The 23,697-nt window shown below is 66.3% G+C and carries 18 protein-coding genes; 12 read left to right on the top strand and 6 right to left on the bottom strand.

Annotation, left to right across the window (positions count from 1 at the left end; translation table 11 throughout):
* Positions 1-93 precede the first annotated feature (93 nt).
* The 6 genes from AC3WUF_RS09195 (at position 94) to AC3WUF_RS09170 (ending at position 9,604) form a co-directional block, all read left to right on the top strand.
* Positions 94-636 carry a chemotaxis protein CheW gene (locus tag AC3WUF_RS09195; RefSeq protein ID WP_492424714.1) on the top strand — a complete coding sequence of 181 codons (543 nt, stop codon included), beginning with the start codon at positions 94-96 and terminating at the stop codon, positions 634-636.
* On the top strand, positions 633-7,034 hold the full coding sequence (locus tag AC3WUF_RS09190) for a hybrid sensor histidine kinase/response regulator (protein WP_492424712.1): 6,402 nt from the start codon (positions 633-635) through the stop codon (positions 7,032-7,034). The genes AC3WUF_RS09195 and AC3WUF_RS09190 overlap by 4 nt, the downstream gene beginning before the upstream one ends.
* Entirely contained in the window at positions 7,031-7,498 is a 468-nt protein-coding gene (locus AC3WUF_RS09185; RefSeq protein WP_492424710.1) for a chemotaxis protein CheW, read from the top strand. Before AC3WUF_RS09190 ends, AC3WUF_RS09185 begins: the two co-directional genes overlap by 4 nt.
* Before the next feature lie 32 nt (positions 7,499-7,530).
* Positions 7,531-7,983, top strand: a complete 453-nt coding sequence (locus tag AC3WUF_RS09180) for a DUF2721 domain-containing protein (RefSeq protein ID WP_492424708.1) — start codon at positions 7,531-7,533, stop codon at positions 7,981-7,983.
* 21 nt (positions 7,984-8,004) lie between these two features.
* Complete coding sequence (locus AC3WUF_RS09175; RefSeq protein WP_492424706.1) at positions 8,005-8,517, top strand: DUF1993 domain-containing protein; 513 nt, start codon at positions 8,005-8,007, stop codon at positions 8,515-8,517.
* A gap of 130 nt (positions 8,518-8,647) precedes the next feature.
* Positions 8,648-9,604 (top strand): helix-turn-helix transcriptional regulator, encoded by a 957-nt coding sequence (locus AC3WUF_RS09170; protein ID WP_492424704.1) that lies wholly within the window; start codon positions 8,648-8,650, stop codon positions 9,602-9,604.
* Between the two features lie 82 nt (positions 9,605-9,686).
* On the opposite strand, the gene AC3WUF_RS09165 is transcribed toward AC3WUF_RS09170, so the two are convergent.
* Positions 9,687-11,552, bottom strand: coding sequence for an alpha/beta fold hydrolase (locus tag AC3WUF_RS09165; RefSeq protein WP_492424702.1), 1,866 nt, complete (start codon positions 11,550-11,552; stop codon positions 9,687-9,689).
* Positions 11,553-11,646: 94 nt separating this feature from the next.
* Between AC3WUF_RS09165 and AC3WUF_RS09160 the strand changes: the two genes are divergently transcribed.
* Positions 11,647-12,708: an aminopeptidase gene (locus tag AC3WUF_RS09160; RefSeq protein ID WP_492424700.1), complete on the top strand. Its 1,062-nt coding sequence runs from the start codon at positions 11,647-11,649 to the stop codon at positions 12,706-12,708.
* On the opposite strand, the gene AC3WUF_RS09155 is transcribed toward AC3WUF_RS09160, so the two are convergent.
* Positions 12,702-13,664: an MBL fold metallo-hydrolase gene (locus tag AC3WUF_RS09155; protein ID WP_492424698.1), complete on the bottom strand. Its 963-nt coding sequence runs from the start codon at positions 13,662-13,664 to the stop codon at positions 12,702-12,704. The two genes, AC3WUF_RS09160 and AC3WUF_RS09155, sit on opposite strands and share 7 nt — an antisense overlap.
* A 173-nt stretch (positions 13,665-13,837) precedes the next feature.
* Here AC3WUF_RS09155 and AC3WUF_RS09150 point away from each other — a divergent pair, with 173 nt between their 5' ends.
* From AC3WUF_RS09150 to AC3WUF_RS09130, 5 genes are all read left to right on the top strand, one after another.
* On the top strand, positions 13,838-15,013 hold the full coding sequence (locus tag AC3WUF_RS09150; protein ID WP_492424696.1) for an efflux RND transporter periplasmic adaptor subunit: 1,176 nt from the start codon (positions 13,838-13,840) through the stop codon (positions 15,011-15,013).
* Complete coding sequence (locus AC3WUF_RS09145) at positions 15,010-16,956, top strand: MacB family efflux pump subunit (protein WP_492424694.1); 1,947 nt, start codon at positions 15,010-15,012, stop codon at positions 16,954-16,956. Before AC3WUF_RS09150 ends, AC3WUF_RS09145 begins: the two co-directional genes overlap by 4 nt.
* Before the next feature lie 5 nt (positions 16,957-16,961).
* On the top strand, positions 16,962-18,338 hold the full coding sequence (locus AC3WUF_RS09140) for an efflux transporter outer membrane subunit (protein WP_492424692.1): 1,377 nt from the start codon (positions 16,962-16,964) through the stop codon (positions 18,336-18,338).
* Positions 18,339-18,421: 83 nt separating this feature from the next.
* Complete coding sequence (gene cysS / locus AC3WUF_RS09135; RefSeq protein WP_492424690.1) at positions 18,422-19,795, top strand: cysteine--tRNA ligase; 1,374 nt, start codon at positions 18,422-18,424, stop codon at positions 19,793-19,795.
* Between the two features lie 195 nt (positions 19,796-19,990).
* Entirely contained in the window at positions 19,991-20,740 is a 750-nt protein-coding gene (locus AC3WUF_RS09130; RefSeq protein ID WP_492424688.1) for a putative porin, read from the top strand.
* A 47-nt stretch (positions 20,741-20,787) separates the two neighbouring features.
* Here AC3WUF_RS09130 and AC3WUF_RS09125 read toward each other — a convergent pair whose 3' ends face one another.
* The 4 genes from AC3WUF_RS09125 to AC3WUF_RS09110 all read right to left on the bottom strand — a co-directional run bounded on the left by AC3WUF_RS09125 (position 20,788) and on the right by AC3WUF_RS09110 (position 23,650).
* A complete protein-coding gene (locus AC3WUF_RS09125; protein ID WP_492424686.1) occupies positions 20,788-20,985 on the bottom strand; it encodes a DUF4169 family protein in 198 nt (65 codons plus the stop codon).
* An 11-nt stretch (positions 20,986-20,996) separates the two neighbouring features.
* Complete coding sequence (locus AC3WUF_RS09120; protein ID WP_492424684.1) at positions 20,997-21,656, bottom strand: class I SAM-dependent methyltransferase; 660 nt, start codon at positions 21,654-21,656, stop codon at positions 20,997-20,999.
* 87 nt (positions 21,657-21,743) lie between these two features.
* Positions 21,744-22,325, bottom strand: a complete 582-nt coding sequence (locus tag AC3WUF_RS09115; protein ID WP_492424682.1) for a DNA-3-methyladenine glycosylase I — start codon at positions 22,323-22,325, stop codon at positions 21,744-21,746.
* 2 nt (positions 22,326-22,327) lie between these two features.
* Positions 22,328-23,650, bottom strand: coding sequence for a dihydroorotase (locus tag AC3WUF_RS09110; protein WP_492424680.1), 1,323 nt, complete (start codon positions 23,648-23,650; stop codon positions 22,328-22,330).
* Between the last annotated feature and the right edge of the window lie 47 nt (positions 23,651-23,697).

Raw genomic sequence — 23,697 nt, 5'->3', positions numbered from 1 at the left:
ACACCGCGCTCCTCATTCCTTGCGCTGCGCCAAAACGGTCTCCGTCGCAGCGATCGCCATAGCGTTAGCAGGCCCTAGGGGGACGCGATGTCAATGGATTTGACGAGCTTGCGCAACGATCCGTTTGCGCTACTGCAGGCGTTGGAGGGGCAGGTACGCGCGGCGCGCCTGGATGCCACCGCCGGCGCCGCCCAAGCCTGGACCGGGCTGGGGTTTCGCCTTGGCACCACCTGGTTCGTCGCGCCGCGCGACGATGTCCGCGAAGTGATCACGCCGCCGGCAACGACGCGGGTGCCGAATGCCCGCAGCTGGGTGCGCGGCCTCGCCAATGTGCGCGGCGAACTGCTCGCCATCGTCGACCTGGCCGGTGTGCTCGGCCTCGAAGAGTCCAGCGCCCAGCGCGCGCAGCGCGTGCTGGTGCTCAATTCCAAGCGTGTGCCGGCGGGCTTCCTGGTCGACGAAGTCGCCGGATACCGCCAGTTCACTCCGGGCGAGCAGCGCGGCGAAATCGCCACGCAGGGCCAGCCTTATGCCCGTTATCTACTCGGCGCTTTCGTGCGCGAAGGTCAGCCCTGGCTGGCTTTCTCGCTGCACAAGCTCGCGCTCGATGAAAGTTTCCGATCCGCCGCGCTATGAAAAGACGCCAGGAATTGCAGGTCTCCGCGGGCATCCATTGGGTGCGCGGAGAGATTGAACAGAGCATTACGCGTGCGCGCACGCTGATCGATCATTACGCGGAAAGCGGCGGCAATCCGCTGCAGCTGCAGCAGGCCTATCTCGAACTGCATCAGGTCCGCGGAACGGCGGCGATGATCCAGTGCTTCGGCATGGCGGCGGTCGCCTCGGAGATGGCGGCGGCACTGCATGACGTCATCCAGAGCAAGATCGACGATCCCGAGCCGCTGTACTCGGCGCTGCTCGGCGCGACGATCCAGCTCACCGATTACGTGCAGGCACTGACCGAAGGCACGCCGGACTGCGCGCTGATCATGCAGCCGACGATCAACGAGCTGCGCCTCGCGCGTGGCCAGCCGGTGCTGACCGAGGCAGATATCTTCACCCAGCAGATGCAGGCCCAGGGGCAGACTCTGCTTGTTGTACCGACCCCGCCGGATGGCACGACGGCGCAGCAGCAGGCGCGGCGCCTGCGACCGGTGTTCCAGAGCTCGCTGCTGGCCTGGATTCGCGGCGGTGCCGATGGGCAGACCGCGGCGGCGCGCGTCGGCAAGGTCGCCGAACTGATTTCCACGCATGCGACCGAAGCCGGCGTTCATCAGCTGTGGCGGATTGCCGCGGCGGCGATCGAGGCCTATCTGACCAAGGGCATCGTCAATGCGCTGGAACTCAAGCGCCTGTATGGACGCCTGTCCGCGCCGCTGCGCGGTCTGGCCGAAGGCGGCGAGCTCGCCAAGGGCGCGCATGCTGAAGACCTGACGCTGCAGCTGCTGTTCCTGGTCGGCCGTTCGACCTCGCGCGGCAGCCGCGTCAGATCTTTGCGCGAGGATTTCCGCCTCAAGGCGCTGTTGCCGACGCCGGAAGTGCTGGATCACCAGCGCCGCCGTATTCATGGACCGAGTACTTCGCTGCTGGCGACGGTGTCCGCAGAGGTGCGCGCCGAATTCAACCGCGTCAAGGATCAGATCGACCTAATCGTGCGCTCGGGCGGCGGCGAAACGGTCGCGACCGCGGATAGCCTGCGCCGCATCGGCGACACGCTGTCGGCGCTCGGCCTCGGTCGCCTGCAACAGGTTGTGCAGGCCCAGGCCTCCTCGCTGGTCGAGGCGGCGCATCAGGATGTCGCGGCGCCGATCTGGATGGATCTGGCGGCCTCGATCCTGCGCGTCGAGAACGATCTCGAAGAAGCTCTGTTCCGCCAGATGCACCGCCGCGACGACGGCGGTTCCGAGGAGATCACCGACGATGTTCCGGCCTCGCGCGATCTCGCCGAAGGCCGTGAAGCGCTGTACCGCGAATTCCTCGTCAATCTGGCGCGCGTGCAGACCGCGGTCGACAGCCAGCTGCGCGGCGGCAGCGTGCGCGAAACCACCGATACGGCGCAGCTGATCGGCGAGCTGGCTTCCGGCCTCGACATGCTGGCGCTGCCGCAGGCCGCGCAGCTCTGCGAGCGGCTGCGGCACTTTGCCGCCGGGCCGGTCTTCGCCCAGCTCAGTGCCGGCAGCGTGCAGGCCGAGCGCTTTGCCGATGCCATTGCCGCTGCCGAGTATTACGTCGAAGCGATGCGCGCCGGCCTGCCGACGGCTGCAACCCATCTGGCCGAGCTGGCGCGGGCGATGGACAGCATCGACGCGACGCTGAGCCATCCGGCCATCGAACTCGATATCGAACCCGTCGCGGCGCCAGAACCGGCGCCGGCGGCATCGCCGACTTCGGCTTCGGTCGCCGAAGAATTCTCCGCCGGCGACGATCCCGAAATCCGCGAGATCTTCCTCGAAGAGGCCGCGGAAGTCGCCGCCACGCTGCAGAACGGCTACGCAGTCTGGAGCCGCGATCCGCAGGATCGTGAAGCGATGACGACGATCCGTCGCGCGTTCCATACGCTGAAAGGCAGCGGCCGCACGGTCGGCGCATTGCAGATCGGCGACTTCGGCTTTGCGCTGGAGAGCATGCTCAACCGCTGCCTCGATGGCTCGATCAGCGCCGGCCCCGGTGTTGTCGAAACGGTCAGTCGCGCATTGGCCCAGCTGCCGACGCTGATCGAAGCCTTCCGCGATCGCCGGCCGCCGTCGGAAGAGATCGCCGGCATCATCGAGCATGCGCAGGCCTATGCCGACGGCCGCACGCCGGGCATGGCAGCCGAACCGGACATGGCGCAGATTTTCCGCGAGGACGCCAACGAGCGGCTCGCGGTGGCGGACGGCTGGCTCAAGGCGCATGCCGAGGAAAGCGGTGCCCAGGCCGATGCCGAAGCGATTCGCGCGTACCACACCGTGCGCGGCTCGGCGCGCGTCGTCGATGCGCCGGCGATCAGCGAGCTTGCCGGCACGATCGAAGATCTGCTCGATGCCGCCGCCGAGGCGCATTACTACCTGCCGGCCAGCAGCCTGACAGTGCTTGGCGAAGCGACGGCGACGCTGCGTCAGTGGATCGGCGAAGTCGGCAGCGCTGCGGTCGCCCAGCAGGATGCGAGTGCCTGGATTGCCCGCATCGACGAGCTGCGCAGCAGCGTGCCGGAGCTGGGCGAAAGCAACAACGCAGACCGCCAGCTTGCCGAAATTTTTGCGTCGGAAGCGTTCGAACTGATCTCCGGCATCGAAGATCAGCTGCGCGGCTGGTCGGCCTCGCCGGACAGCCGCCGTGCCGCGCAGGAACTCAAGTCGCTGACCCACACGCTGCTTGGCGCGGCGCAGATGTCTGGTTGCCCGGCGGTCGGCACCGTAGCGCGTGCGATGAATCGCGCGTTCGACGGCGCCGCGGCGCGCTCCATCGTCGTCGATGCGGATGCGATGAAGGTTCTGCTCGGTGTCTGCGAAGGCCTGTATCAGTATCTCGATCGCTATCGCGATGGCCGCCTGGACGATGACGACCAGGGGCTTGCCACGCAGGTCGAAGCACTCGCATGGGCGACGGTCGAAGTTGCGCCGACGGCCGCCGAAGCGGCGCCAGTCGCTGCGCCGGCATCTGTCGAGCAGAATTCGGTCGAATCCTTTGAGCTGGTACTCGACGACACGCCGGAGACCGATGAGGCGGTGCCCGCCGATGCGGCGGACAACAGCATCGCCTTCACGCTGTCCGACAAGCCGGCGTTCGAGCTGCCGGCGCTGCAGCCGGAACCGGCCAGCAGCGAGCAGGCCGCGGTTTCGCTGTCGCATGAAACGATCAAGTTCGATCTCGGTGGTTTCGACGAGCCGATCGACATGCCTGCGGCGGCGCCGACGGTATCGGAACCGGAAGCGCCGATCGAGATGCCGGTGCCCGCAGCCGAAGACATGGTGGACGTCGACGCCATCGATCCGGAGATGCTGGCCATCTTCCGCGGCGAAGCGGAGGAGTTGCTCGAAGGTCTCGACCAGAGCGCCGCCGCGCTCGAACGCAGCCCGGGAAACCTCGCGCCGCTCGGCGAGATCATGCGTCTGCTGCACACCTTCAAGGGCAGCGCTCGCGTCACCGGGCTCAACGCGCTCGGCGACGTCGCGCATCTGCTTGAATCCCTGTTCGAACGCCTCGAATCCGGCGAAGTACCGGCGGGCACGCATTTCTTCGCGCGTGTCCACAACGCGCTAGACGGCCTGCATCTGGCGATCGATGACCTCAAGCGCAACATCATTCCCGAGCCGCTGGCGCTGATCGATGAGTTGTCGCATCCGCTCGTCATCGATGACGCGGACGAGCTCGCCGAGCCGGCGTTCGTTGCGCCGCCGGTCGATCCTGTACAGGCGCCGGCGTTCGAGTTGCCGTCCCTGGAAGCCTTCGACGAGCCGGCGCTGGCGCCGCTGATCGAGTCTGCGCCGGCACCGGTCTACAACACGGCCTGGGCGCCGCCGGTCGCCGCACCGACCTTCAGCGCTGCCGCTGAGCTGCCGGAAGGTTTCGATCTCGAAGTGGCGCAGACCTTCTCGGCCGAAGCCGAGGAGTTGATGGAAGTCCTCGAGGAAGCGCTGCCACGCTGGCAGGCGCTGCCGGGCGATTTCACGCCGGCCCGCGACATGCTGCGTGCGTTGCACACCTACAAGGGTGGCGCACGCATGGCCGGTCTGGTTGCGATGGGCGACGCCTCGCACGAACTGGAGTCCCTGATCGAGGGGCTGGAGTACGCGCGCGAACTCAACAGTGATGCCTTGCGCGTGGTTGCCGCGGCGGTCGCCGAGCTGCGGCATCTGACCGATCGTCTGCAGCGCGGCGACTACGCCGCACTGGTGTTGCCGCATGCCGGCGAGAGCGCCGACGAAGGCGAGTACACGGGCTTTGGCGATGTTGCCGAGCCGGAGGCTGCGATCGAACTGGCGGCGCCGGAGCCGTTCGTCGATGCAAATCTCTCTTTCGCGGCGCCGACCGAAGCTTTGCCGGATACGCCCGAGGCGGTGGTCGAGACGATGGCCGATGTCGTGCTCGCGCCGCTGATCGAGCCGACGGAGCCACTCGAAGCCAGACCGGTCGGCATGTGGGATCCGCAGCTGTTCTGGCGGCCGGAGGACGACGGCGAAGGCCTGGCGGCGCAGCGCCGCGAGACCGCGCGTGTGCCGGTCGGCGTGCTCGACAGCATGCTCAACGAAGCCGGTGAGATCTCGATCTACCGCTCGCGTATGGATGAGCACAACGCCGCCATTCAAGCCCAGCTCAGCGACATGGAGCAGGCGATCCACCGTGTGCGCGATCAGCTGCGCCAGCTGGAGATCGAGACCGAGGCGCAGATTGCGGCGCGCGGCCTGATCAAGTCCGACGGCGCCGATCGCTACGGCGAGGAATTCGATCCGCTGGAAATGGATCGCTTCACGCGCATGCAGGAGCTGTCGCGCGCGCTCAACGAATCGATCGGCGACTTGTCGGCGGTTCATGCGTCGATCGACCAGCTCGCCAGCGAAGCGACGACGATCCTGCTGCAGCAGGGACGCATCACGACCGAAGTGCAGCAGGGCCTGATGCGCACGCTGATGGTGCCGTTCTCGCGCCAGGTCGGCCGCCTGCAGCGCGTGGTCCAGCAGACCGCGAGCGACAACGACAAGCGCGCTGAAATCAGCTTCGAAGGCGTCGAGGCGGAACTCGATCGCAACGTGCTCGAGCGCATGACCGCGCCGCTGGAACATCTGCTGCGCAATGCCGTGATTCATGGCATCGAACGGCCTGACGATCGCGCCGCCGTCGGCAAGCCGGCCAGCGGCCGCCTGAACCTGGCGCTGTGGCGCGAAGGCACGCAGCTGTTCATGGAGCTCAAGGACGATGGCCGTGGCCTCGATCTCGATGCCATCCGCCAGACCGCGATCCGTCGCGGCCTGATGCCCGCCGACGCGACGGTGACCGACGACGAAGCCGCGCAGTACATCTTCATGCCGGGTTTCTCCACCGCGCAGAAGCTGACCCAGGACGCCGGCCGCGGCGTCGGCATGGACGTTGTCGCTGCCGAGGTCAAGCAGCTCGGCGGCAGCTTGGAACTGGCTTCGGAAACCGGCAAGGGCGCGCGCTTCAAGATCCGTCTGCCGCTGACGCTGGCGATGTCGCAGTCGCTGCTGGTCGGCGTCGGACACGAGCTGTTCGCCACGCCGCTGCCGAGCGTCGAAGGCATCGCCCGCATCGGCCGCGAGGAACTTGACGGCCTGCTCGCAGAAGGCGGTCCGGAATACGAATACGGCGGTCAGCAGTACCGCGTGCGCCATCTGGCCGATCTGGTCGGCATGCCGCGCGAAGCGTTGACCGATCAACGCACGGTCCACGCGATCCTGGTGCGTATGCCGGAAGGTATCGGCGGTGCGGAACGTCGCGTCGCGGTGGTCGTCGACCAGCTGATCGGCAGTCGTCAGATCGTGTCGAAGTCGGTCGGTACGCAGATCAGCGCGATCCCCGGCGTCAACGGCGCGACGATTCTCGCCGACGGTCGCGTCGTGATGATTCTCGACATCGCGGCATTGGTACAGGACCGCACGCGGCGCTCGCTGCATACGCTGGCCGCGGTGGCGCACGGCGACGAGGCTCCGGTCGAGGCGCAACGCAACCTGATCATGATCGTCGACGATTCGATCACCATCCGACGCGTCACCGAGCGTCTGCTGTCGAAGCATGGTTTCGACACCGTCACCGCCAAGGACGGTCTCGATGCGATGGCGCAACTGCAGACCCTGCGTCCGGCGGCGATCCTGCTCGACATCGAAATGCCGCGCGCGGACGGGTTCGAAGTGGCAGCCTTTGTACGCAACACCGGCGCGATCCAGCACACGCCGATCCTGATGATCACATCGCGTTCGGGCGACAAGCATCGTGAACGCGCGGCATCGATCGGCGTGCAGCGTTACCTGATCAAGCCATACCAGGAAGACCTGTTGCTTGCCGAGCTCAACGGCGTACTCAAGGAGCGTGCAGCATGAATGCCGACGAACTCTATGCGGTCCTGATGACCGTTCATGAGGACATCGTGCTGCTGCCGAACGCCGCAGTCGCGGAAGTGCTCTCGCGCGATGCGCTGAAGCGCAGCGATGGCGGGCCGGACTGGCTGCTCGGGCACTGCGAGTGGAACAACCGCGTGGTTCCGGTCGTGCGCCTGGAAGCGCTCAACGGCGGCAGCGGCTCGGGCGATCCGAAGCGCGAGCGTGTCGTCGTCATCAATTCCCTGGGCAAGCACCTGACCGGCGGCAACGTCGCCTTCGTTGCGCAGGGCTATCCGCATCTGGTGACGCTCAATCGCGCCGCGATGCGGCCGCTGGCGCTGCGCGAAGGCGATCGCAACGATCTTGTGCTGGGCCGCGTGCGCATCGCCAGCCAGCAGGCTTTCATCCCGAATCTCGAGACGGTGGAAGCCGAGGTTTCCCGCGCCGAGATTGTCGGTCAGTAGCGGCAGCTCTCGCCGCCGCCGATTGTGCTTGCATGACTTTTGATCTGATTGGTGGCGAAGGCATTCGCACGATCGCGCAGGCGATCCAGCTGGCTGTGGCGCCGGCATTCCTGCTGACCGGTGTCGGCGCGACGCTGGCGGTGACCGCAAACCGGCTTTCGCGCATCGTCGATCGCGCAAGGGTCCTGGAGAAGGATCTGGACGCTGCCCGCGGCGATGAGCGCGACCGCATCCGCCGTGCGCTCGGCATCCTGGCGCAGCGCGCGCACCTGATCGGTCGCGCCATCACGCTGTGCACCTGCGCGGCGCTGATCGTCGCCAATGTCATCATCGTCATGTTCATCGGCGCGGTGACCCCGGTTCCGGTGGCCACGGTCATTGCCTGCCTGTTCATCGCCGCGATGCTGTCGCTGATCGTCGGCCTGATGTATTTCCTGCGCGAAGTATTCGTCGCCACCGGTAGCTTGCGTATCGGTTCCAACTAGCGGCATCAACGGGATTCATTCATGTCCAAGGTTCTTTCGATGTACGAAATCTCGATTCCGGTCGTGAGCAGGGCGCTGAGCAATCTGGCGCATCTGCTGGAGAAGGCCGCCGCGCATTGCTCGGAGAAGGGCATCGATCCCGCGGAGTTGATCGGCGCGCGTCTGGCGCCCGACATGCTGCCGCTGTCCAAGCAGGTGCAGATTGCGTCCGACATGAGCAAGGGCTGCGCCGCGCGACTGTCCGGCGCCGAGCCGCCGGCCTATGAAGATACGGAGACGACTTTCGAACAGCTGCAGCAGCGGATCGCGCGTACGCTGGAATACATCGGCAGCGTCGATGCGGCGAAGATCGACGGTTCCGAGTCGCGCCCGGTCACGATCAAGCTGCGTGGCGAGCCGCAGACCTTTGTTGGACTGCAGTATCTGCACTACTTTGTGTTACCGAATGTTTACTTTCACTGCACCACGGCTTATGCGATTCTGAGGCACAACGGAGTGCAGCTGGGCAAGGCGGATTTCCTGGGGAAACCGTAAATCCAAGCTGCCATTGACGACAAGATAGTCGTCATCACGAGTTCGGACAGAGACGCCATCAAATGGAAACTCCACTGGAGGCTCCGGAGGATTGCGCCCTGAATCGAATGGCGGCGAAGGGAATACCGGCGTGACATTGAACCCGCGAGCAGGGACCGAGGCTGAGCTGGATGTCCTCGTACAGCAGTTCTATTCCGCAGCTTTTCATGCGCCTTGGCAGCAATTCCGCGAGCGCTCGTTGCAGGCTCTGGCGGAGTTCTGCGGCGCTGCCGCCGCGGTGTGGTTGACCCGCAACGTCTCGGAGCTGCCCGGTGAGTACGCCGTGTGGCCGATCGATGCCGATATCGCGCAGGCCGACATCGCCACGATGACTTTTGCGCCGGACAGCACGGTCCTGCATTTGCGGGCGATTCCGAAAGACTGGCTAGCCCAGTTCGAGCTCAAGGGCGCCAATGCGCTGGCCCTGCGCATGAAGCATCGCGACGCGCCGTTGAACAGCACCGTATGCCTGGTTTTTGCGCGTGCCAAGAAGCTGCCGCAGGAAGTGCTTGAGCGCGCGGTCGACCACCTCGTGCAGTCCGGGACGCTGGCGCTGTCGCAGTTCGTCCAGCGCGATGAATGGCTGCAGGCGCTGGGCCGTCCGTCGCGCGGTTCCGCGGCGCTGATCGATCTGCGTGGCGGCTTGTATGTCGCCAGCGAACGTTTCCGCGAGTTGTTGCAGGATCACTTCGAGCAGCCAGGCGACAGCAGCTTGCCGTTCCCGTTGCCGGACGACGTCGTGCGCGACGGTCGCGGTGCGTTCGATATCGGCACCCTGCATTTCCGCGTGCTGCCCGAAGGCAATCTGCACCTGATTCACGCCCGCCGCCCGCATCCGCTCGATGTGTTGTCGCCGCGTGAGCAGGAAGTGGCGTTGGCGCTTGCACAAGGCAAGTCGTTCAAGAGCGTCGCCAACGAGAATCACATCGCGGTCAGCACCGTCGCCAACCACGCGTCGCGGATCTATCTGAAGCTGGGTCTGCGTGGCCGCGAGGATCTGGTGCGCCTGCTGCGGACCGTGAGTCAAAGGCCGAAGCCGCCCGCCTGAGGCGCAAGCTGGTTTATTGCGAGCAGCAAAAAGGCGCGGTTCCCGATGGAACCGCGCCTTTCGCGTTTGTGCGCGGTGTCGCTTAGAGGCCTTCGCGGACAATCTCGCGCGGTGTCAGCAGCGGCAGCTGCACGCTGCCGGACAGCGTCAGCGCTGGCACCAGCAGATCGCGTGACCAGCTGATCGGGTACTGGGCGTGGAAGCCATAGACGAGCAGGGCCAGCTCGTCGCCCTCGCTGAGACGTTCGGCGATGCCGGTCATCTTCAGCTGATGCGCGCCGAAGCCGCGCACCGGCGTCAGCTGGTCGTCGATGATGTCCCAGCGCTCGGTGCCCGCCGCGCGGTGGCCGATCGCCAGGAACAGGATCGGATCGCAGCCGAGCTGCACGACCGGCGTGGCGCAGGTCTCCATCTCGACGCCGGTCAGGCCCGCGATGTTGATGTCGAGCGTCGGCAGGCCGGCGATGACGCCGCCGCCGGCGCCGATCGTGGTCAGCGGCTGGGTCGCAAGCAGGGCTTCGCGCGCCGCGTTGCCGAGTACCGAGCCGACGATGCCCAGCGCGGAATTGAGCTGCGGCGTCGATGCATCGATCTCGAAGGCCTCGCCACCGGTCTTGACCTCGCGTACCGCAATCGCATCGCCTTCGCCGAGGCTCAGACAGACGTTGCGGCCGCTGGTCAGCACCGAGGCGACGCGGCCCGGCTGGCTGCGCAGCTTCTCTTCAAACCAGGCGAACTGGGCGTCGCCCAGCTTGATGTTGCCGCAGTCGCCGCTGGTACCGGCATCCTGGAAGTTCGGCAGCGTCAGCGCGGCATAGAACGGGTCGAGCGGGCCTTCCAGCGCTTCGGTGCTGAGCGGCAGGATGTGACCGGACTCGTGCGTCAGCAGGCGCACGTCGCCGCCGCGCGCCTTCATGCAGTTGTAGTTGTTGAAGCCGTCGTTGAAGTTGAACAGCGTGTCGCGGAAGCCCTGCATGATCAGCGCATCGACCGCCGGAATCGGGCCGGGCGGTACGAGGAAGCTGTCACCGGTGCCGAGCAGGAAGTCCTGCGGACCCGGCGGCACGCCGTCGCAGAAGTAGCGGACGCTGTGATAGCGGAAGAAATTCAGGCCGGCTTCCGGGAAGGTGTTGGTCAGCGCGCCGGTGATCAGCGTCTCGACGATGGCCGTGTCCTGGCGCGTGCCGCCTTCGCCCAGCTGCTCGATCACTTCGCCCAGCGTGCCGGCCGGATCGGTCGGGTCGAGGATCTGGGTGACCGATGCTTCGCCGCCGACGCTGAGCAGCAGTGCCCAGCCGGACTTGATGACGCCATTCGGGTTGAGCGCAAACGTCAGGTCGTGCGGGGTGACGTTCGGCGCGATGACGCGCAGGCGGTGCTTCGGGTCCGCGCCATACAGCAGGAACTGGTACATGCCGCCGTAGGAGCCGCCGTAGCTGCCGACGTACATCTCGCCGTTGCTGCGGCGGCGCAGACCTTCGAGGTTCTCCGCCCAGTCGAGCACGGCGACCAGGTTCTGGCCTTCGTAGTCCGGGTCCATGACGCGGACCGTGCCGCTCGATTCGCCGAAACCGCGCTGGTCGATCGAGATCACGTAGTAGCCAGCATCGTTGAGGCGGCGGATGAAGCTGCCGTCGCCGGCGCTGGTCTGCCGCGAACCGCCGTAGCCATGGCCTTCGAGCACCAGCGGGTAAGTCTTGCCGGCTTCCAGCTGCGTCGGCTCGAAGACCTGCACGACGGTCGTGTCGCCGGTGACCGGCGAAACGATCTCCTGGCGGTAATTGGTGCCTTCGCGGCTTGCGGCGACCGCCACCGTCGGCGGCGTGTCGCCCAGGGACAGGGCGCTGCCGCCGCCACCGCCAGCACCGCCGCCATTGACCTCTTCGGAACTGCCGCAGGCCGCCAGGGACAGCACAAGCGCCGTCAGGCACAGTCTCAAGCTCAACATGGAACCATCTCCTCGTTACGCAGCACTATGGTGCGCTTGGTCGGCCCCGACCCCCGGGACGCGCAACATTATGCATTTGTGACAGCCTATGCGCATGGTAAGGATCGCTCTTGCTGTAGGGGCTGCGCTGACGCTGACGGGCTGCAGCCGCCTGCTGTACTACGTCGACATGGCCCAGGGCCATATCGAGCTGATGAGCGCGCGCCAGCCGATCGAGCGACTGCTGGCCGATCCGGTTGCGGACCCCCAGCTCAAGCAGCGCCTGAGCCAGGTGCTGGCCGCGCGGCGCTGGGCGGTCGGTGCCCTCGGCCTGCCGGACAACGACAGCTACACCGAATATGCGGACCTTGGCCGCAGCAACGCGGTCTGGAACGTCTTCGCGACACCTGAGTTGTCGCTGGAGCCGCGCGAGGAGTGCTTCCTGTTTGCCGGCTGTCTGGCCTATCAGGGGTTCTATTCCGAAGCCGAGGCGGACGAACGCGCGGCCGATTACAGCGAACGCGGCGACGATGTCTACGTCGGCGGCGTTGCGGCGTATTCGACGCTGGGCTGGCTCGACGACCCGGTGCTCAACACGATGATGCAGTGGAGCGATGCGGTGCTGATCGGCACGGTGTTCCACGAGCTCGCGCATCAGCGGCTGTACGTCAAGAACGACAGCCGCTTCAACGAATCGTACGCGGCGTTTGTCGAGCAGCAGGGTCTGGCCCAGTACCTGAGCGAGCATCCGCAGACAATTCAGGGTGACCCCGCGGCGCGTGGCCGGCGCACCCAGTTCGTGCGCCTGATGCTGGCCGCGCGTCAGCGCCTTGAAGATCTGTACGCGCTGCCGATCGGCGATGCCGAGAAGCGCCAGCGCAAGGCAGAGGAGTTCGAGCGCCTGCAAGCCGATTACGCACGCCTGCGCGACGAGGCCTGGGGCGGCGATCGCAGCTATGACCAGTGGTTCACGCGGGCGCCGCTGAACAATGCGAGGCTGCTGCCGTTCGGACTCTACGACGAGGACGTGCCTGCCTTCGAAGCACTGTTTGAGCAGAACGGCCGCGACTGGGCGCGCTTCCACGCCGCTGCGAAGGCCTTGGCGAAGCTGGACGAGCCTGAGCGCAGGGCGCGGCTGGAAAGCCTGATGCGCCGTGGCCGGCCGGAGCTTCAGTAGCTGCGCGTCTCGCCGTGTTCGAGCACCCAGAACCGCTCGCGCGCGATGCCGGCGCGGTCGAGCGCCGCGTTGAGATGCTGCGGCGGCTCGTCCAGCGGTTCCTCGGTGAGACGGAACGTGCCCCAGTGCATCGCGACGGACTGTTTCGCGCCGATGTCCTGGTGAATCTGCACCGCTTCGTCGGGGTTGATGTGCATCGCCTGCATGAACCAGCGTGGCGCATAGGCGCCGATCGGGATCAGTGCGAGATCGATTGGCGCGAAGCGCTGGCCGATGTCGGCGAAGTCCGGTGAATAGCCGGTGTCTCCGGCGAAGTAGCAGCGTTGGTCGGCTGACTCGACGACGAAGCCGCACCACAGCGTTGCATTGCCGTCGTGCGCGCCGCGACCGGAGAAATGCTGGGCCGGCACGGCATGGACCTTGAGGCCGCCGATGTCGGCGCTGTCCCACCAATCGAGTTCGGTGACCCTGTCGATGCCACGCTTCAGGAACCAGGCCTTGACGCCGAGCGGCACGACGAAATGCAGCCGCGGATGCTCGCGCGCCAGGCGACGCACCGTCGGCTCGTCCAGATGGTCGTAGTGATTGTGCGAGATCAGCGCAATGTCCAGTGATGGCAGCTCGGCATAGCTCATCGCCGGGTCCGTGTAGCGCTTGGGGCCAGCGAACGTGAATGGCGACGCGCGCGCCGACAAGTGCGGATCGGTGATCAGGTTGCGGCCGGCGAACTGCAGCAGGAAGCTGGAGTGGCCGATCCAGGTCAGCAGGTTCCGGCTGCGGTTTTCGCGCAGCAGGGCCACATCCGGCTGGCGGCGCGGCAGCTCGATCTTCCGGTAGGACTTGAGCAGGAAGCCGGGCAGCCAGCGCAGCGCATCGGTACCGCCATGCGGCGCCGTGCGCTGGTTGTTGCGGAAGCCGCCGGGGCGGTGGTGCTTCGGTGGAATGCGCTCGGACATGGCGTGCTCGCAGGGACTCGCAGCTTGCTGGGGGCGGGCTTTCGGTTTCTCAAGGGTGACAGTGATCCGGCCAGGAAGGGAACTGCCGCGACTGCACGATGTCTCCACATTTGCCACGCAAGCCGACCGCATTCCTGCGGCATGATGCAGGCGTTCACCGAAACGATCCGACCATGAGCCTCATGCCGCATTCAATGCCCCGCAAGATCATCTTTGCCGTCGTCGTCCTCGCCCTGCTGGCCAGCGGCTTCGGCGTCTGGCGCCTGATGGCGGCCAAGCCCGATGCGGCCATGACGACGCTGAAGGTCGAGCGCGGCGATATCGAGAAAACCGTCACCGCAGTCGGCTCTCTGAAGGCACGTGACTACGTCGACGTCGGCACCCAGGTCTCGGGCCAGCTGCAGAAGGTGCATGTGGCGATTGGCGATCGTGTGGCCAAGGGCGATCCGATCGCGCAGATCGATCCGACCCGCTACGAATCGACGGTGCGCAACGACCGCGCCGGCCTTGACAGCCTCAAGGCCCAGCTCAGCCAGCGCGAGGCGGAACTCGAACTCGCGAACCAGCAGAGCGCGCGTAACAGCCGCATGCTCGCCGAGCGCGCGATCAGCCAGGACGCCGCGGACCAGTCGATTGCCGCGGCGCGCGTCGCCAAGGCGGCGGTCGCCGCGCTCAAGGCGCAGATCACCGCGGCGGAGGCGACGCTGGCCGGCGACCTCGCCAACCTCAGCTACACGCGCATCGTCGCGCCGATGGACGGCACGGTCGTGTCGCAGACCAGCCTCGAAGGCCAGACGCTCAATGCCAACCAGCAGGCGCCGGTGATCGTCCAGATCGCCAACCTCGACGTGATGACGGTGTGGGCCAAGGTCGCCGAAGCCGATGTCGGTCGCGTCACGCCGGGCATGCCGGCGTACTTCACGACGCTGGGCATGCCCGGCAAGCGCCTGGTCGGCACCGTGCGCCAGGTGCAGCCGACGCCGGAGACGACCAACGACGTCGTGCTCTACAACGTGCTGATCGACATCGACAACAGCGACCGCGCGCTGCTGCCGTCGATGACGGTGCAGGTGTTCTTCGTGCTCGGCGAAGCGAAGGACGTGCCGCTGGTCGCGCTCAGCGCCTTGAAGCCGACTGGCAAGCCGGATACCTACGAGGCGACCGTGCGCACGCCGCAGGGTCCGCAGCCGCGCGAAGTGAAGACCGGCGTCAGCAACCGGACGATGGCGCAGGTCGTCAGCGGCCTGGAGCCGGGCGACGAGGTCATCGTGCCGCGTGCGGCGCCGGCCGCCGACGGTGCGGCACCGAAGCAGGGCGGCCAGCGCCGGCCGATGATGCCGCGGCTATGAAGTCCGATGCCACGCCACCGCTGATCCGCCTGCGCGGCATCAGCAAGGTCTATGCGAGCGGCGAGACTGAAGTCCGTGCGCTCGACGACATCAGCCTCGACATCGAGGCCGGCGAGTTCGTCGCGATCATGGGCGCGTCCGGTTCCGGCAAGTCGACGCTGATGAACATCCTCGGCTGTCTCGACGTACCGAGCAGCGGCGAATACGCGGTGCGTGGCACCAACGTCGCGAGCCTGACGCCGGACGATCTGGCCGCGCTGCGCCGCGACACCTTCGGTTTCGTGTTCCAGCGCTACAACCTGCTGGCGTCGATCAGCGCCGCCGAGAACGTCGAACTGCCGGCGATCTACGCCGGGCGCAGCAAGCAGGAGCGCAGCGCGCGCGCGGTGGAGTTGCTCGGCCAGCTTGGCCTGGGCACGCGCAGCGGCCACAAGCCGAACCAGCTGTCCGGCGGCCAGCAGCAGCGCGTGTCGATCGCGCGGGCGCTGATGAACGGCGCCGAGGTGATCCTCGCCGACGAGCCGACCGGCGCGCTCGACAGCCGCAGCGGTGCCGAGGTGCTGGAGCTGCTGAAGAACCTGCACGCGCAGGGCCGCACAATCATCCTGATCACGCACGATGCTTCGGTCGCGGCCCACGCCGCGCGCACGATCCAGTTCAGCGACGGCCATCTGATTGCCGACAGCGGCCGGCCGGCGCAGCACGTGGCGGTGCCGGCGCCGACCGATACCGGCGCGCGCCATCCGCACTGGCTGCCGGACCTGAGCGAGGCGGTGAAGATGGCGCTGCGCTCGCTGCGCGCGAACCTGTTCCGCAGCGCGCTGACGCTGCTCGGCGTCATCATCGGCGTCGCCGCGGTCGTGACGATGCTGGCGATCGGCAACGGCAGCAAGCAGAACATCCTCAAGCAGATCGAGGCGATGGGCAGCAACCTGCTGCTGGTGCGCCCCGGCGTGCCGGGACAGCGTCCCAGCGGTGAACTGGCGACGCTGGTACCGGAAGACGCGACCGCGATTGCCGAACTGCCGAATGTTGCCTTCGTCTCGCCGGAGCGGCGCGGCTCGCAGACGCTGCGCTTTGGCAGCGTCGACTACCGCAGCAATGTCATCGGCGTCTGGCCGGGCTACCAGCAGACGCAGGACTGGCAGATGCGCAGTGGCAGCTTCGTCAACCAGGACGATGTCGATCGCTATGCGGCGGTGACGGTGATCGGCAAGACCGTTGCCGACACGCTATTCCCCGACGGCACGGAGCCGATCGGAAAATACATGCTGATCGGCAGCGTGCCGTTCGAGATCATCGGCGTGCTCGCGCCCAAGGGTGCGAACGCCTTCGGTTCCGACATGGACGATGTCGCGCTGGTGCCGCTGTCGACCGGTTTCGTGCGCCTGTTCGGCAAGCGCTATCTGAGTTCGCTCAACGTCAAGATCGAAGCCAGCGACGAGGCCGACGCGACACAGTCGGCCATCGAGCAGCTGCTGCTGCAGCGTCACGGCACCGAGGACGTGCAGGTGCGCAGCACGACCTCGTTGATGGAAACCGTCGAGACAACGCAGAACACGCTGACCCTGCTGCTCGGCGCGGTCGCGGCCATCTCGCTGATCGTCGGCGGCATCGGCGTGATGAACATCATGCTCGTCAACGTCACCGAACGAACGCGCGAGATCGGTCTGCGCATGGCGACCGGCGCGCGGCGCAGCAACATCCTGCTGCAGTTCAATACCGAGGCACTGGTGGTCTGCGGCATCGGCGGCGCGATCGGTGTCGTGCTCGGCTTCGTCGCCGGCTTCATCGTCGAAGCCTTCGGCAGCAGCGTCGCGTTCACCGCCGGCCCGCCGATCCTCGCGTTCAGCTCGGCCTTCGGCACTGGCCTGCTGTTCGGTTATCTGCCGGCGCGCAAGGCCGCCTACATGGATCCGGTCGTCGCGCTGGCTTCGGAATGAACACCATGCTCCCGTCCTCTCGCAAAGTCCTGCTCGTCGTGCTGATGCTGAGCATCGGCGGCTGCAGTCTCACGCCGGCGTTGCCCGCGCCGGACGTGCAGATGCCCGAACAATGGTCGGCGGACGCCGCCGCCGATGCCAGCATGCCGGCGCCGCAGTGGTGGCGCGCGTACCAAAGTCCCGCGCTCGATCAGCTGATCGACACGGCGCTGATCGCGAACCACGATCTAGCCGCTGCGGTCGCCCGCATCGAGCAGGCGCGGGCGTCGATGCGCAGCGCGCGGGCGGCGCTGCTGCCGACCGTCAGCGCGTCGGCATCCGCGGGCCGCGACCGTCGAAGCGAGGACGGTGACAGCAGCTTCAGCGAAGACGGTCGCGCCGGTGTCTCGGTCAGCTACGAACTGGATCTGTTCGGTGGCAATGCGGCCGGCGCCGAAGCGGCGCGGGCGCGGTTGGCCTCGCGCCAGTTCGGTCGCGACCAGGTGCAGCTGGTGCTGCAGGCCGATGTCGCCAACACCTGGTTCCAGTGGCTGGCGCTGAACGACCGCCTCGAGATCGCACGAGAGAACGAGCGCGCTGCCGAGGAGTTGTTGCGCCTGGTCACGGTGCGCTTCGACAACGGCGCGGTCAGCGCGCTCGACGTTGCCCAGCAGCGGACGACCTTGCTGAACATCAAAGCGCAGATTCCGGCGCTGCAACAGAGCCGCACCGAGACCCGCAACGCGCTGGCCGTGCTGCTCGGCCAGACGCCGCAATCCTTCGTGGTGCCGGACGGTGAGCTCGCTGCTCTGGCACTGCCGCAGATCAGCGCCGGCCAGCCTGCGCAGCTGCTGCTGCGCCGTCCGGACCTGCGCGGCGCGGAGGCCGACCTGATCGCCGCCAATGCGGACATCGGCGCGGCCCGCGCGGCGCTGCTGCCGTCGGTGGAGCTGTCGGCGTCGACGACGGCGCTGGGCCTGCTCGACGGCGGCAGCTCGACTTTGAGCTCGATCGCCGCGTCGCTCGCGCAGACCCTGTTTGCCGGTGGCCGGCTGCGCAGCCAGGTCGCGCTGAGCGAAGCAGCCCGGGCCGAGCTGGTCGAAAACTACGCACAGGCGATCCTGACCAGCCTGCAGGAAGTCGAGAACGCGCTGTCGGCGGTCGACACCGGTGCGCAGCGCGAAACCCTGCTGGCGCAGACCGCCGAGCAGGCGCGCGAGGCCTACCGGCTGGCCTCGGTGCGCTACGACTCCGGTGCGCAGGACCTGCTGACGGTGCTCGACAGCCTGCGTTCGCGGCTGTCGGCCGACGACAGCCTGGTCCAGGCCCGGCTGGCGCGCTATCAGACCAGCGTCGATCTGGTGAAGGCGCTGGGGGGTGGTTGGGAAGCCGCAGGAGGCTAGGGGACTTCAGCCCGGTCTGCGGGTATCCTTCGCGCCAGTTTTCCGTCCACCCCCACCGCAACCGTGATAGGCGCGCGATCCCGATGCAACTGCACAACACCCTGACCGGCCAGAAAGAAGCCTTCAAACCGCTCGATCCGCAGCGCGTGACGATGTATGTCTGCGGGCCGACGGTCTACAGCTACGCGCACATCGGCAATGCGCGGCCGGCGGTGGTGTTCGACGTGCTGGCGCGCCTGCTGCGGCGCAAGTTCCCTCAGGTGACCTACGTCCGCAACATCACCGACATCGACGACAAGATCAACGCGGCGGCGGCCAAGGAAGGCGTGGACATCCGCGTGATCACCGACCGCTATGCGGCGATCTACCACGAGGACATGGCGGCGGTCGGCGTGCTGCCGCCGGATCACGCGCCGCGCGTGACCGAGCACCTGCCGCAGATCATCTCGATGATCGAGCGCCTGATCGCCAGCGGCCACGCTTACGAAGGCAAGGGCCATGTGCTGTTCCACACGCTGAGCTTCAAGGAGTACGGCCAGCTGTCCGGCCGCGACGAGCAGGCGCTGATGGCCGGCGCCCGCGTCGAGGTTGCGCCGTACAAGAAGCACGCCGGCGACTTCGTGCTGTGGAAGCCGTCGACCATTGATCAGCCGGGCTGGGATTCGCCGTGGGGCCGTGGCCGGCCGGGCTGGCACATCGAGTGCTCGGCGATGGCCGAGGCGCTGCTCGGCGAGACGATCGACATCCACGGCGGCGGGCACGATCTGATCTTCCCGCACCACGAGAACGAGATTGCGCAGAGCACCTGCGCGCACGGCGGCAAGACTTTCGCGCGCTACTGGCTGCATAACGGTTTTCTCAACGTCGACAGCCAGAAGATGTCGAAGTCGATCGGCAACGTGCTGCTGGTCCACGAGCTGCTGAAGACCGTGCCGGGCGAGGTGATCCGCCTGGTGCTGCTGACCGGCCATTACCGGCAGCCGGTGGACTGGAACGACGAGGTGGTCGGTGAGGCGCGCAAGAAGCTCGATCGTCTGTATGGCGCGCTGCGTGAACTGGGCGACGTGAGGCCGAGCGCCGACCAGGCTTCGGCTGCATTCATCGCCGCGCTCGAAGACGATCTGAACACGCCAATGGCGCTGGCCGAGCTGTTCGAGCTGGCGCGCGCGGCGAACAAGGCGACGGACGCGGCCGACAAGGCGCGGATCAAGGCGCAGATGCTCGATGCCGGCGTGCTGCTCGGCCTGATTCAGCAGGATCCGGCGGCCTGGTTTGCGCAAGGCGCCTCGGTGGCCGGCGCCCCGACTGCCGACGAGATCGAGGTGCTGCTCGCGCAGCGGCTCGATGCGCGCAGGAACAAGCAGTGGACCGAGTCGGATCGCATCCGCGACGATCTCAAGGCGCGCGGCGTGCTCGTCGAGGACGGCAAGGACGGCCAGCGCTGGCGGTATCTGTAGGCTGGGGCGGGCGCCCGGAAAGCGGGCGTCGATGCACCAGCGATGCGGGTAATTCCGATATTTGAATCGCTTCGACCCTACTGGTGCCCGGTATTGATGCGTCACGAGTGCCCTGACGGCGCTACACTGCACCGCAGTGGCGCACCTGCAGCCACGCGTTGGTCCCATCAATAAGAAAGCAAGGAGCTCACCAGGATGAAGAAGACTGCATTGCTGTTGGCGATGTTGGCCGCAACCAGTTTCGGGAATGCCCAAGCACAGAATTACCAGGTTGAAGCGGAAGTCGGCTACACCGATACCGATATCAACGACGACTCCATCTTTGATGCGAGCGCGACCTATTACCTGGCCCCGGTTGCCACCGCGGGTCTGCCGCTGGCTGAAGCGGCGTTCCTGACCTATGCCAGCAATATCGGCCTCGGCTATGCGACCTTCGACGATGCCGATGTCGACACGATCGGCGTGCAGGGCGAGTTCTACTTCGACAAGTTCTACTTCCGTGCAGGCTATAGCTCGACCGATTTCGACGGCACCGACTCCGACACGATCAGCGGCCGCATCGGCTACATCGTGCTGCCGGGTCTGCGCATCGCCGCCGGTGTCGATCGCGTGGACGTTGATCTCCCGGGCGCCGAGGAAAGCAACGACGTCGTCATCGAAGGCAAGTACGTCACCAAGCTGGCCGGCGAGACCGCCGTCAACCTCGAAGCGTCGCTGACGATGCTCGACGAGGCCGACGACGATGTCATCGGCATCAGCGGCGACTACTACTTCAATCATGCGCTGAGCGTCGGTGCCGGCGCCTCATTCGCCGACGATGACACGAACTACGGCGTCAACGCGCGCTACTTCTTCACGCCGGTGATCAGCGGCCAGCTGCAGTACGTGACGGTCAATGACGGCGACGACGACAGCATCCGCGTTTCGGCGGCGTTGCGCTTCTAAGCCGGGCTGAGTTGCAGACAAAAAGGGCGGGATATTCCCGCCCTTTTTTATTGCCCGCTCGAATCGTCGGGCGCCTCGCGTCTGAGCTGGTCCATCCGCAGCCTGGCCTGCGCTGCTTCCAGCTCGTCCTGCTCCTTCTGCGCCTTGGTGCGCCCAAAGCGCACGCGATTCTCCGCGGCGTGGGCGGCTTCGTCCTCGCGCGCCTTGCGCTTGCGGAACTGGCGGAGGTTGGTGACCTTGCTCATGCGTGCCGAACCTACGCCGGTTTGTCGGCGCGGTACAGGCTCATCGTGCCGAACATCGTGCTGTAGCGCCGGGTCTCCTGTGCCGACGCAAAGCCGGCTTCGCGCAGGAACTCCGGCAGACGGCCGGCGACATTGTCCGCGGTCGTCGGATAGCCATCGAGGATCTGGATACCGTGGAAAGCCAGGCGCATCAGTGGATTCGCGGCGCGGCCCCAGTCGGCGACATGAAAGCTGCCGCCCGGCTTGAGCACGCGCTGGACTTCACGCATCGCCGCAATCTTGGTGTTGCGGTCCAGATGATGGAAAAACAGGCTCGACGTCGCAGCGTCGAAGCTGGCGGCGGCATACGGGAGTTCCTGCGCGAGGGCCTGGTCAAACTGCGCGCTGAGACCGGTCTTGTCGGCCTTGCGCCGGGCCTGCGCGAGCATCGCCGGATCGCCGTCGATGCCCGTGACGCGCAGACCCGGCGTCGCCGCCAACAGCATCAGCGCCAGCGTGCCGCTGCCGCAGCCCAGATCGAGCACATGCTGGCCGGCGACGGGCTGGAGCTGTTTCAGCAGGCCTGACTTGAAGCTTTGCTCGCGCGTTGTCAGCGCGACGACCGGATCGTAGAGCCCGGTCAGCCAGTGATAGCCGAGGGCGGGGATGTAGCGGCCAGATTCGGTACTCATCGCGATCGAGATCGGTTCGTGGGCTTGCCCACGCAATGCTAATCCCTGCGCGGCACGTGGGCCGGCACCGCAGCTGGGAGAATCGGCCTACGCGGCAACGGCGCGATGCCGGGGGCAAGCCACCAGATGATCGTTGACCAGGCCCATTGCCTGCAGATAGGCGTAGACGATCGTGCTGCCGACGAACTTGAAGCCGCGCTTGAGCATGTCTTTGCTGATCCTGTCGGACAGCTCAGTGCGTGCCGGCACGTCTCCCATCGACTGCACGCGATTGTCGATGGTCTTGCCGCCGACAAAGCCCCACAGATAAGCGTCGAAACTGCCGAACTCCTTCTGTACCTTCAGAAAGGCGACGGCATTGGTACGCACCGACCAGATCTTCAGGCGATTGCGCACGATGCCGGGATCGAGCATCAGCTTCTCCAGCTTCTCGTCGCTGTAGCGGGTGAGCTTGACCGGATCGAAGTCGGCGAAAGCCTTGCGATAGCCGGCGCGCTTTTCGAGGATCGTCCGCCAGGACAGACCGGCCTGCGCGCCTTCGAGAATCAGGAACTCGAACAGCACGCGATCGTCATGCTGCGGCACGCCCCATTCCAGATCGTGATACGCCTGATACTCCGGCGTCGAAACCGACCAGGGACAGCGCTCGATCTTTGCGGTCTTGGCCATGCTCAGTCGAAACGGATGCGCTGGCCGTGCGGCTTGGCGTCGATGACGCCGTCGTTGTAGGCCAGCTCGCCATTGACCCAGGTCGCCAGCACCTTCGCCGGCATCGTGCGGCCTTCCAGCGGCGACCAGCCGACCTTGTACAGCAGGTTCGACTTGTGGATCTTCGTTTCGCCATGCGGATCGACCAGCACCAGATCGGCCCAGTAACCCTCGCGCACATAGCCGCGGTCCTTGATGCCGAAGCGGTCGGCGGTGGCATGGCAGGCCTTGTGGACGACGGTGCGCATGTTCAGCTCGCCCTTCTTGACGAGGTCGATCAGCATCAGCAGCGAGTGCTGCACGAGCGGCAGGCCCGACGGCGCCTTGAAGTAGGTATTGGCTTTTTCTTCCGCCGTGTGCGGCGCATGGTCGGTCGCGATGATGTCGACGCGATCTTCCATCACCGCACGCAGCAGCGCCTTGCGGTCAGCTGGCGTCTTGATCGCCGGATTGCACTTGATCAGGTTGCCGAGCGCGGCGTAGTCGCGGTCGTCGAAGTACAGGTGATGCACGCAGGCTTCGAGCGTGATCTTCTTGCCCTTCATGGGCCCGGGCGTGAAGAACGCCAGCTCGCGCGCCGTCGTCATGTGCAGCACGTGCAGCTGCGCCTGGTATTTCTTCGCCAGGCCCACCGCGAGCTCGGTCGATTTGTAGCAGGCCTCGACCGAGCGGATGTTCGGATGCTCCCAGGACGGCACGTCCTCGCCGTACTTCGCGCGCGCGGCGGCTTCGTTGGCGAGGATCATCGGCGTGTCCTCGCAATGGGTCACGACCATCAGCGGCGAGCGCTGGAAGATGCCTTCGAGCGTCTTCGGATCGTCGACCAGCATGTTGCCGGTCGAGGCGCCCATGAACACCTTCAGCGCGCAGGCGTCGTCGCGCTGCAGCGCCGCGACTTCATCAAGATTGTCGTTCGCGCCGCCGAAATAGAACGCATAGTTCGCGAAGCTGCGGCCCGCGGCATTCGCATACTTCTCGGCCTGCAACGCGCGCGTCGTGATGGCCGGCTTGTTGTTCGGCATGTCGAAGTAGCTGGTGACGCCGCCGGCGACCGCCGAGCGCGACTCGGTGTAGAGATCGCCCTTATGGGTCAGGCCGGGCTCGCGGAAATGCACCTGGTCGTCGATCAGGCCGGGCAGCAACCATTGCCCCTTGGCGTCGTAGACGACCGTGCCGGCCGGGGCGGTGATCTGCTTGGCGATCTTCTCGATCCGGCCGTTGCGGATCAGGATGTCCGCGGCGATCTCGTGCTCTTCGTTGATGATGTGGGCGTTGGTGATCAGCATGGGCGCCTCCGGCAGTGTTATCCCATTGATGGTACGCCGCTTGACTG

Source organism: Fontimonas sp. FW305-C-3, assembly GCF_058783185.1.
This window is presented reverse-complemented; position numbering and strand designations above follow the sequence as displayed.